General features: G+C 64.1%; 16 protein-coding genes and 1 pseudogene. 9 read left to right on the top strand and 8 right to left on the bottom strand.

The annotated features are described in order from the left end of the window. Positions 1–183 precede the first annotated feature (183 nt). Positions 184–504 carry a type II toxin-antitoxin system PemK/MazF family toxin gene (locus DOD19_RS27325; protein ID WP_024979632.1) on the bottom strand — a complete coding sequence of 107 codons (321 nt, stop codon included), beginning with the start codon at positions 502–504 and terminating at the stop codon, positions 184–186. Beyond that, a complete protein-coding gene (locus DOD19_RS27330) occupies positions 498–746 on the bottom strand; it encodes an AbrB/MazE/SpoVT family DNA-binding domain-containing protein (RefSeq protein WP_024979631.1) in 249 nt (82 codons plus the stop codon). The genes DOD19_RS27325 and DOD19_RS27330 overlap by 7 nt, the downstream gene beginning before the upstream one ends. Before the next feature lie 301 nt (positions 747–1,047). Between DOD19_RS27330 and DOD19_RS27335 the strand changes: the two genes are divergently transcribed. Continuing rightward, positions 1,048–1,437 carry a hypothetical protein gene (locus DOD19_RS27335; protein ID WP_024979630.1) on the top strand — a complete coding sequence of 130 codons (390 nt, stop codon included), beginning with the start codon at positions 1,048–1,050 and terminating at the stop codon, positions 1,435–1,437. Here DOD19_RS27335 and DOD19_RS27340 read toward each other — a convergent pair. From DOD19_RS27340 to DOD19_RS27365, 5 genes are all read right to left on the bottom strand, one after another. After that, entirely contained in the window at positions 1,434–2,138 is a 705-nt protein-coding gene (locus DOD19_RS27340; RefSeq protein WP_024979629.1) for an SOS response-associated peptidase family protein, read from the bottom strand. The two genes, DOD19_RS27335 and DOD19_RS27340, sit on opposite strands and share 4 nt — an antisense overlap. Positions 2,139–2,282: 144 nt before the next feature. Then, positions 2,283–2,621: a hypothetical protein gene (locus DOD19_RS27345; protein ID WP_152543766.1), complete on the bottom strand. Its 339-nt coding sequence runs from the start codon at positions 2,619–2,621 to the stop codon at positions 2,283–2,285. A gap of 268 nt (positions 2,622–2,889) precedes the next feature. Continuing rightward, positions 2,890–3,903 (bottom strand): class 1 integron integrase IntI1, encoded by a 1,014-nt coding sequence (gene intI1 / locus DOD19_RS27355; protein ID WP_000845048.1) that lies wholly within the window; start codon positions 3,901–3,903, stop codon positions 2,890–2,892. 69 nt (positions 3,904–3,972) lie between these two features. Continuing rightward, complete coding sequence (locus DOD19_RS27360) at positions 3,973–4,911, bottom strand: polysaccharide pyruvyl transferase family protein (protein ID WP_124383998.1); 939 nt, start codon at positions 4,909–4,911, stop codon at positions 3,973–3,975. Between the two features lie 63 nt (positions 4,912–4,974). Further along, a complete protein-coding gene (locus DOD19_RS27365; protein ID WP_066705054.1) occupies positions 4,975–5,769 on the bottom strand; it encodes a DeoR/GlpR family DNA-binding transcription regulator in 795 nt (264 codons plus the stop codon). 115 nt (positions 5,770–5,884) lie between these two features. On the opposite strand from DOD19_RS27365, the gene DOD19_RS27370 reads away from it, so the two are divergent. The 7 genes from DOD19_RS27370 to DOD19_RS27400 all read left to right on the top strand — a co-directional run bounded on the left by DOD19_RS27370 (position 5,885) and on the right by DOD19_RS27400 (position 12,138). Further along, positions 5,885–6,601 (top strand): HAD-IA family hydrolase, encoded by a 717-nt coding sequence (locus DOD19_RS27370; RefSeq protein WP_066705053.1) that lies wholly within the window; start codon positions 5,885–5,887, stop codon positions 6,599–6,601. Further along, positions 6,594–7,805 carry an ABC transporter ATP-binding protein gene (locus tag DOD19_RS27375; RefSeq protein WP_112189110.1) on the top strand — a complete coding sequence of 404 codons (1,212 nt, stop codon included), beginning with the start codon at positions 6,594–6,596 and terminating at the stop codon, positions 7,803–7,805. The genes DOD19_RS27370 and DOD19_RS27375 overlap by 8 nt, the downstream gene beginning before the upstream one ends. Positions 7,806–7,807: 2 nt before the next feature. Beyond that, positions 7,808–8,680, top strand: a complete 873-nt coding sequence (locus DOD19_RS27380; RefSeq protein ID WP_066705051.1) for a sugar ABC transporter permease — start codon at positions 7,808–7,810, stop codon at positions 8,678–8,680. A 10-nt stretch (positions 8,681–8,690) separates the two neighbouring features. Beyond that, positions 8,691–9,536, top strand: coding sequence for a carbohydrate ABC transporter permease (locus tag DOD19_RS27385; RefSeq protein WP_066705049.1), 846 nt, complete (start codon positions 8,691–8,693; stop codon positions 9,534–9,536). Between the two features lie 57 nt (positions 9,537–9,593). Next, a complete protein-coding gene (locus tag DOD19_RS27390) occupies positions 9,594–10,856 on the top strand; it encodes an ABC transporter substrate-binding protein (protein ID WP_066705047.1) in 1,263 nt (420 codons plus the stop codon). Between the two features lie 17 nt (positions 10,857–10,873). Continuing rightward, the gene (locus tag DOD19_RS27395) at positions 10,874–11,665 is read left to right on the top strand and encodes a phosphodiesterase (RefSeq protein WP_066705045.1); all 792 of its coding nucleotides are present in this window, start codon (positions 10,874–10,876) and stop codon (positions 11,663–11,665) included. A 197-nt stretch (positions 11,666–11,862) separates the two neighbouring features. Further along, positions 11,863–12,138 (top strand): KTSC domain-containing protein, encoded by a 276-nt coding sequence (locus tag DOD19_RS27400; protein ID WP_066705043.1) that lies wholly within the window; start codon positions 11,863–11,865, stop codon positions 12,136–12,138. 410 nt (positions 12,139–12,548) lie between these two features. On the opposite strand, the gene DOD19_RS27405 is transcribed toward DOD19_RS27400, so the two are convergent. After that, positions 12,549–14,117 (bottom strand): IS91 family transposase, encoded by a 1,569-nt coding sequence (locus tag DOD19_RS27405; protein ID WP_112189113.1) that lies wholly within the window; start codon positions 14,115–14,117, stop codon positions 12,549–12,551. A 58-nt stretch (positions 14,118–14,175) separates the two neighbouring features. On the opposite strand from DOD19_RS27405, the pseudogene DOD19_RS27410 reads away from it, so the two are divergent. After that, a pseudogene (locus DOD19_RS27410) lies at positions 14,176–14,784 on the top strand (IS1595-like element ISCsp2 family transposase); the annotation flags it as partial.

A 14,784-nucleotide genomic window follows, 5' to 3' on the forward strand; every position in this document is an offset into this window, starting at 1 on the left:
CGACTGTTCGCTGACATGCGTGGATTGGTCGGAGACATCCCACAACTGACCATTGCACCAGCTAGCCGACCAACCGCCGGCTCCCAACCGTCGGATCTGGACGACGAGGCTTCCGTCAGCGTGCCCTGCCGATCCATTCGGTGCGTCTGTCCACTGAATCATGGCGACAGCCTTCCCTAACCGCTATTCGGCGAAAACTTCCTGCAAAGTCTGCAGGGCGCTCAACATCGTTTTATCGGCAACAACGCCCTCTTTCTTAACGAGGCGCACCTTATCCACAGCGCGTATCTGGTCCAGCAGGATCAGTCCACTCTTGCGCAGGAAGGTGATCGGTACACGGAACGGTGCGGGGCGGCCTTTGCTAGTCATCGGGGCAACGATGACAGTGCGCAGGTGATCGTGCATCTCGGGAGGCGAGACGACCACACACGGACGGGTCTTTTGGATCTCACTTCCTTTTGTCGGATCCAGGGCGACGAGCCAGATATCTCCGCGCGCTACCACGTCAGCTCCGCGTCATCTGCGTTGGAGAATTCGCCCATCACGAGCACATCATCATCAGCTGCAGCGACAGCGTGGCTGGCCTCGGCCCACCCCTCGCGCGGCTTCTTCTTCGGCTTGCGAATCACCAAAGCATCGTCCTCCACTGCCATGTCCACTTCATCCTCCAAACCCAGCTGGGCAAGAATGGGCTTGGGGATCAAGACCCCCTGTGAATTGCCCATCCTGCGAATCGTTGCTTTCATAATCCCACCGTAAGCACAATGTTATTCCATTGCCAAGGGTATGGCAACACAATGTTATTACACCGTTTCCGCCTTGTCTGCACCGCCCTTATTGGCATCGCATCCAGCGCAAGCGGCATGCAGATCTCGCAGCGATACCTCCGCGTATGGCTCGATATGCACCTCCTCGCCATGCGGGGCGGAGTCCGAAATGTTTCGCTGGTATGCCCGCTAAAGAGCATGGCGCCAAACAGAAAGCTTGCGCTATGCCGTCACAGCTCGTGTGGCATGCTGGCACCCAAAACCGGAATCAGGAGGCGGCATGACGGCAAGTGACGACGATTGGAGTGGCGCGGCGTACGCGCAAGACAGCCGTGGTGGAGACACTTTGGCAGCGCACCTACAGGCGGCCGGAATTCTTCCCCCTGGGCACGTCATCGTGAACGTGCAGATCTACCTGAGAGCAACCGTAGCGCCTGACGGCGTCGAAGGGCCTTACCTTACCGTCATGATGTTTGACGCATCAGGGAGCCGCGATCCGGCGGCGGCTTATCGTCAGGCAATCGCGGATGGTCAACGGATCTTCCCGATCAAGCACGTCCAGGTGAACGACGCGATGATCGAAGTGTTCAGCGACCTAATGCTCGATCTCACGCCTCGCGGCTTCGATGTTCCCCCTCAGGCGCCGCAAACGATGGTCTACAAGGCTTAGAACAGTTCACCGCTTTGCGTAGCGGCGTCTAGCTCGGGTTTTGCGCCGCGCGGTGCGCGCGGTGCCGGAGCTGTATCCATCAACTCCGCCGGGTACAGCGTCAAAAAGCTGCGCGCCGCCTCAGGATCTCGGCAGTGCAGCCAGTCGTCCCAGCGATTGCGCGGCACGATAACGACACTGCGCTTTTCTTTCCCGGGTGCGTGCATGCGGCGCATGATCGGATGCTCGTCAGCGTTGACCGTCAGCATCGTGAAACTGTTGCTTGCCGGCGTATTGTCGGCCACGCGCCCCTCCCAGGAACGCCATAGCCCTGCGATCGCAAAATCCGCCTCGTCCTTGAGCCAGATTCGGTACCGCGTGCTCTTCTTTGGATCGGCCTCGTAGCAGGGCTCAAACAGGGATTGTGCGGGGACCAAACATAGTTGTGCAGCATGCCAATACTTCGCGAAAGTCCGTTTCTGCCCGACAGTTTCCGAACGCGCGTTCGTTGTATCGAAGCTCACTCCGGCGGGCTGGCGACGTTTCGGCACGAACCCGAAGTTGGCCAGCACGCATTCACGCCCGCCGTCGGCCGTGTTGCGCACTATCGGCGCGGCATAGTCTGGCCAAGTCTCGCGCGGATACTCGTCCTCGCCGGCAGAGTCCACACGATACAGGCTACGAATAAGGTCGATCTCTGACGGCTTGTAGTTGTTGCACATTGAGCGCGCTCCCGTTTGCGTCGATGTCGTACGACGCATTGCTGGCAGATGCTGATCTTAAGCTGGCACAGCATAGCGCCAGCCCCGGGCCTGCTATGTGAAACTTGTCGTGGTTCGTCCGTATGGGCGACTGTCGCGTCCCCGCTAATCGCGGCGGAACACCCGTTGATTGCGCTTCTTGGTGCTGTAACGATAACGCCGCTTTTCCTTGATGATGTGCAGCGACGGCAGATTTTCCTGAAGGCACACCTCGCCGTCGAGCACCCGCTCCAGCTCGTCCAACACATAGTCGAAGCCACCCGGAATGAGTTGGTCTTTCAGGCCACGCGCACGGGCCACAGCGCCGGCGGTTTTCACCACGACGTGTAGGCAGTAAATCTCCCACACCAGACGGCGGACACCCACCGTCGGGTTATCGGCGTAGATGGCGCGGATTTCGGCCTGGGTAAGTGGCGGATAGCGCTTCCGCTCGGGATTCTGCATTTCCATGTACCTGTATATTTATAAGGGGTATCTATTTAGCTCCAGCAGCCCCATTGATACTGTGATTGTCGTTTTCAGAAGACGGCTGCACTGAACGTCAGAAGCCGACTGCACTATAGCAGCGGAGGGGTTGGATCCATCAGGCAACGACGGGCTGCTGCCGGCCATCAGCGGACGCAGGGAGGACTTTCCGCAACCGGCCGTTCGATGCGGCACCGATGGCCTTCGCGCAGGGGTAGTGAATCCGCCAGGATTGACTTGCGCTGCCCTACCTCTCACTAGTGAGGGGCGGCAGCGCATCAAGCGGTGAGCGCACTCCGGCACCGCCAACTTTCAGCACATGCGTGTAAATCATCGTCGTAGAGACGTCGGAATGGCCGAGCAGATCCTGCACGGTTCGAATGTCGTAACCGCTGCGGAGCAAGGCCGTCGCGAACGAGTGGCGGAGGGTGTGCGGTGTGGCGGGCTTCGTGATGCCTGCTTGTTCTACGGCACGTTTGAAGGCGCGCTGAAAGGTCTGGTCATACATGTGATGGCGACGCACGACACCGCTCCGTGGATCGGTCGAATGCGTGTGCTGCGCAAAAACCCAGAACCACGGCCAGGAATGCCCGGCGCGCGGATACTTCCGCTCAAGGGCGTCGGGAAGCGCAACGCCGCTGCGGCCCTCGGCCTGGTCCTTCAGCCACCATGCCCGTGCACGCGACAGCTGCTCGCGCAGGCTGGGTGCCAAGCTCTCGGGTAACATCAAGGCCCGATCCTTGGAGCCCTTGCCCTCCCGCACGATGATCGTGCCGTGATCGAAATCCAGATCCTTGACCCGCAGTTGCAAACCCTCACTGATCCGCATGCCCGTTCCATACAGAAGCTGGGCGAACAAACGATGCTCGCCTTCCAGAAAACCGAGGATGCGAACCACTTCATCCGGGGTCAGCACCACCGGCAAGCGCCGCGACGGCCGAGGTCTTCCGATCTCCTGAAGCCAGGGCAGATCCGTGCACAGCACCTTGCCGTAGAAGAACAGCAAGGCCGCCAATGCCTGACGATGCGTGGAGACCGAAACCTTGCGCTCGTTCGCCAGCCAGGACAGAAATGCCTCGACTTCGCTGCTGCCCAAGGTTGCCGGGTGACGCACACCGTGGAAACGGATGAAGGCACGAACCCAGTGGACATAAGCCTGTTCGGTTCGTAAGCTGTAATGCAAGTAGCGTATGCGCTCACGCAACTGGTCCAGAACCTTGACCGAACGCAGCGGTGGTAACGGCGCAGTGGCGGTTTTCATGGCTTGTTATGACTGTTTTTTTGTAAGGGGTATCTATTTAGCTCCAGCAGCCCCATTGATACTGTGATTTCATCCAGCAATGGTATCCGATTGGCTCTCCCCGGTGTTCTTGCTCACGACATCCCCATACGTCACTGGCGGCGTAACCACCGCTTGCTGCAGGCGCATGCGCGCGGCGACGCGCTGCAGGCAAGCCAAGTCGTCATGCCAGGGCGCAGCGCCGGCACGAAACAGCACCACGCCAAGACCGGTGGCCGCAGCTACCTGGTCGAGTTGCTGGGCCATGGTGGTGAGCGTGGCGTCGTCGCCGAAGTCGGCGCTGAACTGCACGGCAAGATAGCCCTGCGGGAACGTGCGCAACACCTGTGCCATCTCGCCACCGGCTGCGTGCTGACGTATCCGTGCGTCAAACAGCTCGGCCACCATCACCGCCGGGTCGGGCAGCAGATGCGCGGTGATGCCCGCTGCCGCCAGATGCGCCAGGGTCTGGCCATCGCGCACGCTCACTGCATCCGCCGCCTGCAGGTTGGCCAGTACCTCGGCACGCAGCGCCGGTTCACATGTGTCCAGCTGCACGCCACCCGCCGCGAGATAGGCCACCCGTGTCAGCGCGGGAAAAAGCGAGCGCGACAGCGTGTAGGGCGCCAGCGCCGCGCTGCCCACCATGCGCTGCACCCAGGCCGCCTGCTCCAGCGGCCGGGCTTCCAGGTAAGCGAGGGTGGCTTGCAGTTCGTCCGGTGGCAGCAGCATCACGGCCGCCTGCCAGGCGCTGCAGCTGAGGATTTCGCCCCCGACGTGGATCAGCGTGGCCGGGTGAGCATCCCAATCGGCAGCCAACTGCGTCAGGGCCTGGACCTGATGGCCGCCGTCGGCGCGCAGGTCTCGGTTGGCCAGGCCGGCGAACACCAGTTCCTGCCCCGGCAGCAGCGCCGCCGCGATGTGCGCCAACAGCAGGTCGCCGAAGTTGTGGCGGTCGAAGGCACCGAACAGGATGATGGGCCGTGTCATGGCCGCATCGTAGGTCATGGCATGCAAAAGCGCCGCCACAGTGGCGCGCGCGTCGGCGCGAAACTAGGCGGCTTCTTCTGGGGAGGCCAGCAAGACCTCGATACCAAGGGCTTCCAGTGCCTGGCGTGTTGCGGGCGCAATGCCGGTATCGGTCACGACCCGGGTGACACGGTTCATTTCACAGATGCGGAAGATCGCCTGCGAGTTGAACTTGGATGAATCGACGAGCACGTTGACGGTCTGGGCAGCCTCGATGAAGGCGCGGTTCATCGCGGCTTCTTCCGGCGACAGCATGCCGATGCCGGCCGGCGAGATGCCGTGCACGCCGAGGAACGCGGCCCGCACCGTGATGTCGTCGAAGCTGCCCGGCGCCGGCCGGCTGACCGAGGTCATCTTCCTGAAGTCCACCATGCCCGGCAGCAGGTAGACCGCGGCGTTCTGGCTGCGTGCGAACTCCATGGCCACTGTCAGGCCGTTGGTGACAACGTGCAGGTTCTGGTGGCCGCGCAGCGCCTCGGCCAGGTGGCGCGAGGTGGTGCCGCCGTTGACCAGGATGCAGTCGCCGTCCGACACCAGTTGCGCCGCCAGTTCCGCAATGGCGCGTTTTTCACGGAACTGCTCGCGCTCGCGCTCGGCGTAGCTGATGCTCTCGTAACGCGCCCAGCCCTCGGCAATCACCTCACCGGAGACAGCGCCGCCGCGCGTGCGCTCCAGCAGGCCGCGTTCCTGCAGCTCGATCAGGTCGCGCCGGATGGTGATGGGCGAGGTCTGGAAACGCTGTGCCAGGGCATTGACTTCGACGATGCCGCCGCCCTGGACGAGGGCGACGATTTCCTTGTGGCGTGCGGCTTTGAGCATGGGCGGCGGGGCAGTTCAGACGGTCAGATCGGGCCGTGCAAGGCCCGGGCGTACGGCCACTATAGATTCAGGCTGAGTCATCAAAATGACACCTTCTGTTCATAACATGGCTAATATGAACAGAAACGATCATATCCGAGCAGTCGTCTTCGATGTCGATGGCACGCTGCTCGACACCCTGCCTTCCCTGGCCGCGGCGGCCAATGAGGTGCTGGCCGAAGCCGGGCTGCGCACGGTGCCGGCGGACCGGTTGCGGCCGGCGCTCAGCGAGGGATTGGGGCCGATGTTCCAACACGCGCTGGCATTGCAGGCCGAGGCGGCCGCGGCCGAGCAGGCCAGCGCCCTGGAGGCCAGCTACTTCACCCGTTATGCGCAGCACTGGCTGGCCCAGGCCACGCCTTACGCCGGTGTGCCGGCCCTGCTGGCGGAACTCAAGTCGCAGGGCCTGCTGCTTGGCCTGTGCAGCAACCGCGACCGGCCTTCCATTGAAGCCCTGCTGGCCTGCACCGGGCTCGACATCGGTTTCGATGCCGTGGTCGGGCTGGGTGATGCTGCGCGGCCCAAGCCGGCGGCCGACCCGCTGCTGCGCGTGCTGCAGCAGCTCGATGTGCCGGCCGCGCAGGTGCTGTTCGTCGGTGACTCGGCCATGGATGCACGCTGCGCCGAAGCCGCCGGCGTGCGTTTCGCGGCCCACCGCGCGGGCTACGCCGGCCAGCCGGCCGACCTGCTGCCCCAGGTGACGGGCTTCGACCACTACGACACGTTCACTCCCTGGCTGCTCGGCCAGCTGTCCAACGTCCTGACCTCTTCTCCGGAGAACTGCCATGCCTGACATCCACATCCACGGCCTGAGCAAACAGTTCGGCGCCACCCACGTGCTCAAGGGCCTGGACCTCACCGTGCGCGACGGCGAGTTCCTCACCCTGCTCGGCTCCTCGGGCTGCGGCAAGTCCACCCTGCTGCGCCTGATCGCCGGCCTGGACCAGCCCGACGCCGGTACCCTGCACCTCGGCGAGCGGGACCTGTTGCCGCTGTCGCCCGGCGAACGCGACTGCGCCATGGTGTTCCAAAGTTACGCCCTCTACCCGCACATGACGGTGGGCGAAAACATCTGCACGCCGCTGCTGATGCGCGGCCTGAACTTCTGGCAGCGCCTGCCGGGCATGCGCTGGCTGCTGCCGGCGGTACGGCGCCAGCATGCCGCGGCCGAGGCCAGCGCACGCAAGGTGGCGCAGAGCCTGGGCATCGACGCGTTGTGGGGGCGCAAGCCGGCGCAGCTCTCGGGTGGCCAGCGTCAGCGCGTGGCCTTGGCGCGCGCCATGGTGCGGCACCCGGCGGTGTTCCTGTTCGACGAGCCACTGTCCAACCTCGACGCCAACCTGCGCCAGGCCCTGCGCGCCGAGATCCGGCAACTGCACGACCAGCTCGGCGTCACCTTCATCTACGTCACGCACGACCAGCACGAGGCCATGTCCATGTCCGACCGTGTGGCCGTCATGCGCGAAGGCCGTGTGCTGCAGCTCGGCACGCCGGACGAGATCTACCGCCAGCCGGCGCACGTGGAGGTGGCGCGTTTCGTTGGCGCACCACGCATCAACCTGCTGCCGGCCGAAATTCGCGGCGCCGGCATCTGGGTGCAGGGCCAACAGATCGGTCATGTGCCGCCGGGCCAGGAGGGCGCAGCCTGCCAGGTCGGCTTCCGGCCGCAGCTGGGCCTGCAGGATGATGACAAGGGGCTGGCGCTGCAGGGTCGCATCAGCGGCGTGGAATACACCGGTGCCGAACTGATCGTCACCGTGCAGCTGACGCAAACCCAGGCCCAAGCGCAGGAGCAGGTGGTCTTCTGCCTGCCGGCGCAGCAAGCCGGGCTGCGCGTGGGGGAGCCACTGCAGGCCTGGGTGCCGTTGGCCCAGCTGCACGTGTTCGGCGCCGACGGCCAGCGTCTGGCGTTCGAGCCGCTGTCAACGCAGCCAGCGTCTGGCGTTCGAGCCGCTGTCAACGCAGCTGGACGCAGCGGCCTGAAGGCACGGGGCTGACCATGCGCGTGCATCCGCTCAATACCCTGCTGCTGCTGTCACCGGCCACGGTGCTGCTGCTTGTGTTCCTGCTCGGGCCGGTGGCCGTCGTCGCCATGCTGTCGCTGACCGACTGGCAGTTCGGCGCCGCCACGCTGAACTGGGTCGGCCTGGCCAACTATGCCGAACTCTGGAGCGACCCGGTGTTCCGCCAGTCGCTCGCCAACACGCTGCTCTACCTCGTGCTGGTGACTGCCGGTGCCGTGGCCATCGGCCTGGGGACGGCGCTGCTGATCGAATCCGACACCCAGCTGCGCGGCTTCTACCGCACCGCCTTCTTCATGCCGGTGGCATCGACGCTGATTGCCATGGCCGTGGTCTGGCAATTCCTGCTGCACCCGAGCGCCGGGCTGGTGAACCACATGCTGCAGTGGGTCGGCCTGCAGCCGCAGGACTGGCTCAACAACCGCCGGCTGGCGCTGTACTCGCTGGCGGCCATTGGCGTGTGGCAGATGGCCGGGCTGGCGATGGTGCTTTTTCTTGCCGGCCTCAAGAGCATTCCGCAGGACGTGCGCGACGCGGCGGCGCTCGACGGCGTGACGCACCCGTGCGAGCGTTTCCGCCGCATCACCTGGCCGCTGCTCGGGCCAACCACGCTGTTCGTCGTCACCGTCTGCGCCATCCGCGCACTGCAGGTGTTCGACACCGTGCACGTGCTCACGCGCGGCGGTCCCAACAAGTCGACCGAGGTGCTGCTGCACACCATCTACGCCGAAGGCTTCGGCTTCTTCCGCATGGGCTACGCCAGCGCCATGACGGTGGTGTTCATCGCCGGCATCTTCTTCCTGACCCAGGTGCAGCACAGCGCCATGGAACGCAAGACCCACTACGCCTGAAGAACGCCCGATGATGCTCACCTTCTCCGCACGCACCTTCCTCTTCCGCGCGCTGCGCCACCTGCTGCTGATGGCGGGTGCGCTGGTCTTCTTGGCGCCCTTCATCTGGATGGTGCTGACCTCCCTCAAGCCGATGGACGAGGTGTTCACGCGCGAACTGACGTTGTTGCCCACGCGGCTGGCGCTGGTGGAGAACTACACCGAGGCGCTGACGCGTGTGCCCCTGCTGCGTTACCTGTGGAACGGCCTGCTGGTCTGTACCGCCATCCTGGTGCTGCAGATCGTGGTGCTGCTGCCGGCGGCCTACGCCTTTGCCAAGCTGCAGTTCCGCGGCAAGACCTGGGCCTGGCGCCTGGTGCTGCTGGCGCTGATGATCCCGCACCAGGCCACGGCCATTCCGACCTATGTGATGCTGCACCACCTGGGCATGCTGAACACCATGTCGGCGTTGATCGTGCCGTTTTCCATCTCGGCCTTCGGCATCTTCCTGATGCGCCAGTTCTTCCGCACCGTGCCGGACGACCTGGTGCACGCCGCGCGCCTGGACGGCATGAGCGAGTTCGAGCTGGTCTGGCGTGTGATGTTGCCCACTGCCGTGCCGGCGCTGTTTGCCTTCGCCATCTTCTCGGTCGTCTGGCACTGGAACGATTACTTCTGGCCGCTGCTGGTGATCTCCTCCCCCGAGCTGGCCACGCCGCCGCTGGGCACCATGTTCTTCCGCAACGAGGAGGCCGGCATCAACTACGGCCCGCTCATGGCCGGCACCGTGCTCATCACGGCACCGCTGCTGCTGCTGTTCATCGCGGCCCAGAAGCGCTTCATCGAAGGCGTGACGCTGACCGGCGTCAAAGGCTGATCTTTCCTCTTTCCGTTTCCCTTTCTTTCTCCCTTCATCCATCAAGGAGTGCATCCCATGAAACGAGTTGTCCTGAAATCCATCGCAGCCGGCGTGCTGCTGGCTTGCGGCTGGGCGCATGCGCAGCAGCCGCTGGAAATCGTCGTGGACTACCCCTACCCGGAAATCTTCAAGGACGTGCACGAGAAGATCGCCAAGGACTTCATGGCGAAGTACCCGCAGTACAAGGTGGTCTTCCGTGCGTCCACGCCGGGCTACGAGGAAGCTACGCAGCAGGCGCTGCGCCAGGCGGTTACCAACCAGTTGCCCGACGTGTCTTACCAGGGCCTGAACCGCCAGCGCGTGTTCGTCGACCGCGGCATTGCCGTCGACATGACTCCGCTCATCCAGGCCGAGAAGGACTGGGGCAAGATGGGTTACGACAAGGCGCTGCTCTCGCTGGGCCAGATCGGCAGCAAGCAGGTCGGTATCGGCTTCTCGCTCTCCACCCCCATCGTCTACTTCAATGCCGACCTGGTGCGCAAGGCCGGCGTCACTCCCGAGCAGTTCCCCGCCACCTGGGACGGCATCGTCGAGGTAGCGAAGAAAGCCAAGGCCGCCAACCCCGGCACCCACAGCCTGCACATGGACTGGGAGATCACCGGCAACTGGATGTGGCAGGCACTGGTCTTCTCCAACGGCGGCACCATGCTGACGCCGGACGAGAAGAAGGTGGCTTTCGACAGTGCTGCCGGCAAGACCGCCATGCAGACCTTCGCCAAGGCCGTGAACGAAGGCGAGATGCGCAACATCTCCTTCAGCAACGCCAACCAGGACTTCATCACCGGCAATCTGGCCGTGCTGGTCACCTCCACCTCGCGCCTGGGGCTGACCACCAAGCAGGTCGGCAAGCGCTTTGACCTGCGCACCGCGCGCATGCCGATCGAGAAGAACGGCCGCCTGCCCGCCGGCGGCAATGTGGCAATGCTGTTCGCCAAGGACCCGGCCAAGCAGAAAGCCGCCTGGGAATACATCAAGTTCGCCACCGGCCCGCAGGGCGCCACCGTCATGGTCAAGGGCACCGGCTACTTCCCGGCCAACGCCCTGCCGGCCAACGACCCGGCCCTGCTCAAGCCCTTCTACGAGCAGAACCCCAATTACCTCACCGCCATCAAGCAGCTGCCGGTGCTGACCGGCTGGTATGCCTTCCCGGGTGAGAGCGGCCTGAAGATCACCGACGTCATCAAGGACCACATCCAGACCGTGGTGGCCAAGGACGTGGCCCCGGACAAGGCGCTGGCCACCATGACGCGCGACGTGCAGGCCCTGCTACCGCGCTGAAGAGGAGAGACCGCATCGTGTTCAAGTTCATCCACATCACCGACACGCACCTGGTGGCGCAGGGGCAGGCGCTCTACGGGCTCGACCCGTACCGCCGCCTGGCCCGCTGCATCGACAGCGTGATCGCAGAGCATGGCGACGCCGCGCTGTGCGTTGTCACCGGCGACCTGGCCGACACCGGCCACCCGGACGCCTACCGCCAGCTCGCGCAGCAGCTCGGCCGCCTGCCCATGCCGGTGTTTCCCATCCTGGGCAACCACGACAGCCGCGAGCGCTTTCGCGAGCACTTCCCGCAGGTGCCGGTGGACGCCAACGGCTTCGTGCAGTACGAGGTGGCCATCGGTGGCTACCGCGGCCTCTTCCTCGACACCAACGAACCCGGCGTGAGCCACGGCGTGCTGTGCGAACAGCGCGCGCAGTGGCTGGCCGAGCGGCTGGCGCAGAGCGACGAGCCGGTGCTGCTTTTCATGCACCACCCGGCCTTCGCGCTCGGCATCCCGTCCATGGACCGCATCGCCCTGCTCGACCCCGCACCGCTGCGGCGCGCCCTGCAGGGGCAGGAGCACCGCATCCGCCACCTGTTCTTCGGCCACGTGCACCGGCCCATCTTCGGCTCCTGGCTCGGCATCCCGTACTCCACGTTGCGCGGCACCAACCACCAGGTGGCGCTGCGGCTGGACGACACGCCCAAGATCGGTGGCAGCCACGAGCCGCCACAGTACGGCGTGGTGCTGCTGGGTGAAGACACGGTCACCGTCCACGTGCACGACTTCCTCGACCGCAGCGAACGCTTCTGGCTCGGCGAGTAAGGCGGGGCATCGGCGCTGCGGCTCCGTGCTGGTTGGGGCGGCCAAGACGGCACCTGTGGGTGCTGTCTTTTTCCAAGTCAAATCGGTCGTTTGGGCTTTTTAAATAAGCGCCACCAGCTATCAAAACAGGAGCGGCTCTGGGATGTGCGACGATCCGGCAGGGCCCGCCCCGTCGCGAGCTCCCTTCGGAGCCCAACATGCAGAGCAAGACCTTCACCAACGGGCGCATCCGCCGCGCCGACTACGACGCCAGCACCCAGCAGCTCGAGCTGCACTGGGACGACAAGACGGTGCGCGCCTACAAGCACGTGCCGCAGGAAGTGTTTCGCCGTCTGTGCAGCGCGCCGTATCCCACCACCTATTGGGAAGACCGCATTGCGGAGGAGTATCCGAAGGGCACGCCGATGAGCAAGAACACGGGTGCGGAAGATGCGGCTCAGAAGTTCCGGGATCTGTTTGGCGGCGGGGAATGAGGCCTCGCGATTCAGCCGGCACGCGCGTTCCTGCGGTTGGCAGGGTCGGTGATGTCATCACGAAGGCCGGAGGCTGGCGGCATTTCAGCTATAAATCAGGCACTCGACAACAAAGCGGGCGGCCGGCATGAGGTCGCCGGTTCCAGGCGTTCCGTACTTCGCGGTCCGCATCACGTCGGGCGGCCATCCGCCCTCATGGAGTTGCAATGTCCATCAAATCCGTACGGATAGGAAATTCAACCGCATGAGGCCAAGTATGGCACGCGTTTTGGGCCTCGAAACACGTTCGACACAAGCAGTTTGAGCGCTCGCTTGCCGCTCAATGGCAAGAGCTTGGGAGGCAATATGCGTTTGGGTCTGGCGCGCACGCAGCTACTCACCGCAGCGATTGATACCGCCGCTTCACTGGGTCACCAATTGACGCGCTGGTCCACCTCGTAATCGGGTGCGGGTTGAGCTGCCAGATCCCAATCGGGCTCGCCTTGCACCCCGTCATCCACCGGCGCGTCGCAGTCCTCCCACAGCGGTGGCCCGCGTGCCGGGGTTATGTGCGGTGGCTGCGAGTCCACCCCGATGTGGTTCAGGATGTGGCGGATTTCGGCGCTGTGCGTGATGAAGGCAATGATGCGCATTTGCCCCCCGCAGTTCGGACACAGCAGTGGGAAGACCTCGTAGATGCGGGCAATCAGCACCGCCCATAGGTAGTGCGCTGGGCGTTTGGGAGGTGCTGCAGGTTCTGGTGTGGGTGTGGCCGCGTTGCCCGGCGCCGCCACCCCAGGTACGCCCACGCCCACGCCCGCGCCAGATTGTGCAGTCTCGACCGTGGCTGGTTGCGCCGCAGCAGGCTGGGCCAGAGCCGTCACCGCCTCCCTCAGCGGCGAGTTCGGTGCCAGCACGCCAAAGTAGCGGTGCCGGTGGGTGCGTGGTGGGGGTACCAGGGCGGCAATGCGGTCGATGAGCTCCAGCGGTGTGAGGTGCAGTTCGTCTGCCTTGGCACCGCGCTGGTCACTGGTGGGCTCGCTGCGTTGTTTGGCACAGCGGTACACCAGTTCGCTTCCCTCTTTGCGCAGTCGATCCATGGAAAACGGTGGACGCGCGCAATAGCGCAGCAGCCGCTCCAGCGCAGCGCGGTCGTGGGCTTCGATGCAGACACCGGCGTCCACCGAGAAGCCGCTGTGTTTGTAGCCCAGCAGGTCTTTGGCGTCACAGTTCTCCAGCAGGCCCCGAGCAACGAAGGCGCGCAGGATGCGTTTTTGCAGTGTGGTCTGCACTGGGGCCACGGTAGCCGCATCGATGCCGGTGGCCGCGTGAAAGATGACACCCGGCGATGAGATTCGAGGGGTCGCATCAGCATCGCCCTCGCCCTCCACTTCCTCAAACACCCCGTCCACCACACAAACGTGGAAGTGGACGTGTTCATTGAGGCTGGAGCCGAATCGGTGAATGAAGGCGATGGCACCGATGTGCAGGCCTGCCTTGTCCATATGGGCCGCACCGGGGCTGTGGGTCTGCAGAGTTTGTGCGATCACCCGCAGAAAGATGCGCAGCACCATGCTCAGCACCGCTCCGTCGCGTTGCATGAAGTACCGCAACCTCTTGGGCACGGAGAGCACCCACTGGCGCACCGGCAGGCGGGGGAAGACGTGGTCGCTCAGGTGTGCCGCCGTCTCCACCATCCGCCGCGTGGTGCACGAGGGGCAGACTCCCCGGCCTTTGCAGGAGAAGGCTACAAAGTAGTCGTGCCCACAGTCGCCGCAGCGAGCGCGGGCAAAGCCATGGGCAAAGATGCCGCACTCAAGATACTTGGCAAACGCTTTGCGCACGAAGGGCTTGGGGGTGTGGTGGTCGCCCTGGCCGTCGAACTGACCCGCGCTGGCCAACTCTAGCCAGGTCTCGTAGTGCTCGGCTACCGTTTGGTAGAGCAGCGTGCGTTCGGGGTGGCGTGGGTTGTAGAGCTTGGGCTTGGAAGTGGCTGACATGAATACTGTACAAATGCAAGGGGTATCTATTTAGCTCCAGTGACGTGAGAATAGCTGGATGGAAACCCAGATGCTAACGCCAACTCCTGGAGGGGACTACCCCCGCACCTGGAACGAATTTCTTGACTGGTTTGCCACCGAAGAGGCTTGCCAGGCGTTCCTGGAGAAGCTTCGGTGGCCCCAAGGCTTCGTCTGCCCGCGTTGCGGCAACGCTGGCGATGTGTACCGCGCCAGCCGCACCCGCCTGATGTGCCGCTCATGCCAGTACCAAGGCACAGTGACATCTGGAACCATCTTTGACAAGACGCGCACACCGCTGCGTGTCTGGCTGGCTGCAGCTTGGTACCTGACCAATCAGAAACAAGGCGTGAGCGCCCTGGGGCTGCAGCGCGTATTGGGTTTGGGGAGCTACCAGACCGCCTGGACCATGCTGCACCGGTTTCGACGTGCCATGGTCCGCCCGGGCCGGGACAAGCTCAAGGGGCTTGTGGAGGTGGATGAAACGTACCTGTCCATCACGGATCGCAAGAATCCCGCCACCCCTGCAGGGCGCAAGAGCAGCACCACCAAAGTGTTGATGGTCATGGCGGTGGAGATCGTGGAGCCCAAGGGGTTTGGGCGCATCCGGTTACGCCGCATTGACCGAGACGCCGCCACCCACGTAATC

The organism is Ralstonia sp. GX3-BWBA (assembly GCF_003290055.1).
Taxonomy (GTDB): domain Bacteria; phylum Pseudomonadota; class Gammaproteobacteria; order Burkholderiales; family Burkholderiaceae; genus Ralstonia; species Ralstonia holmesii.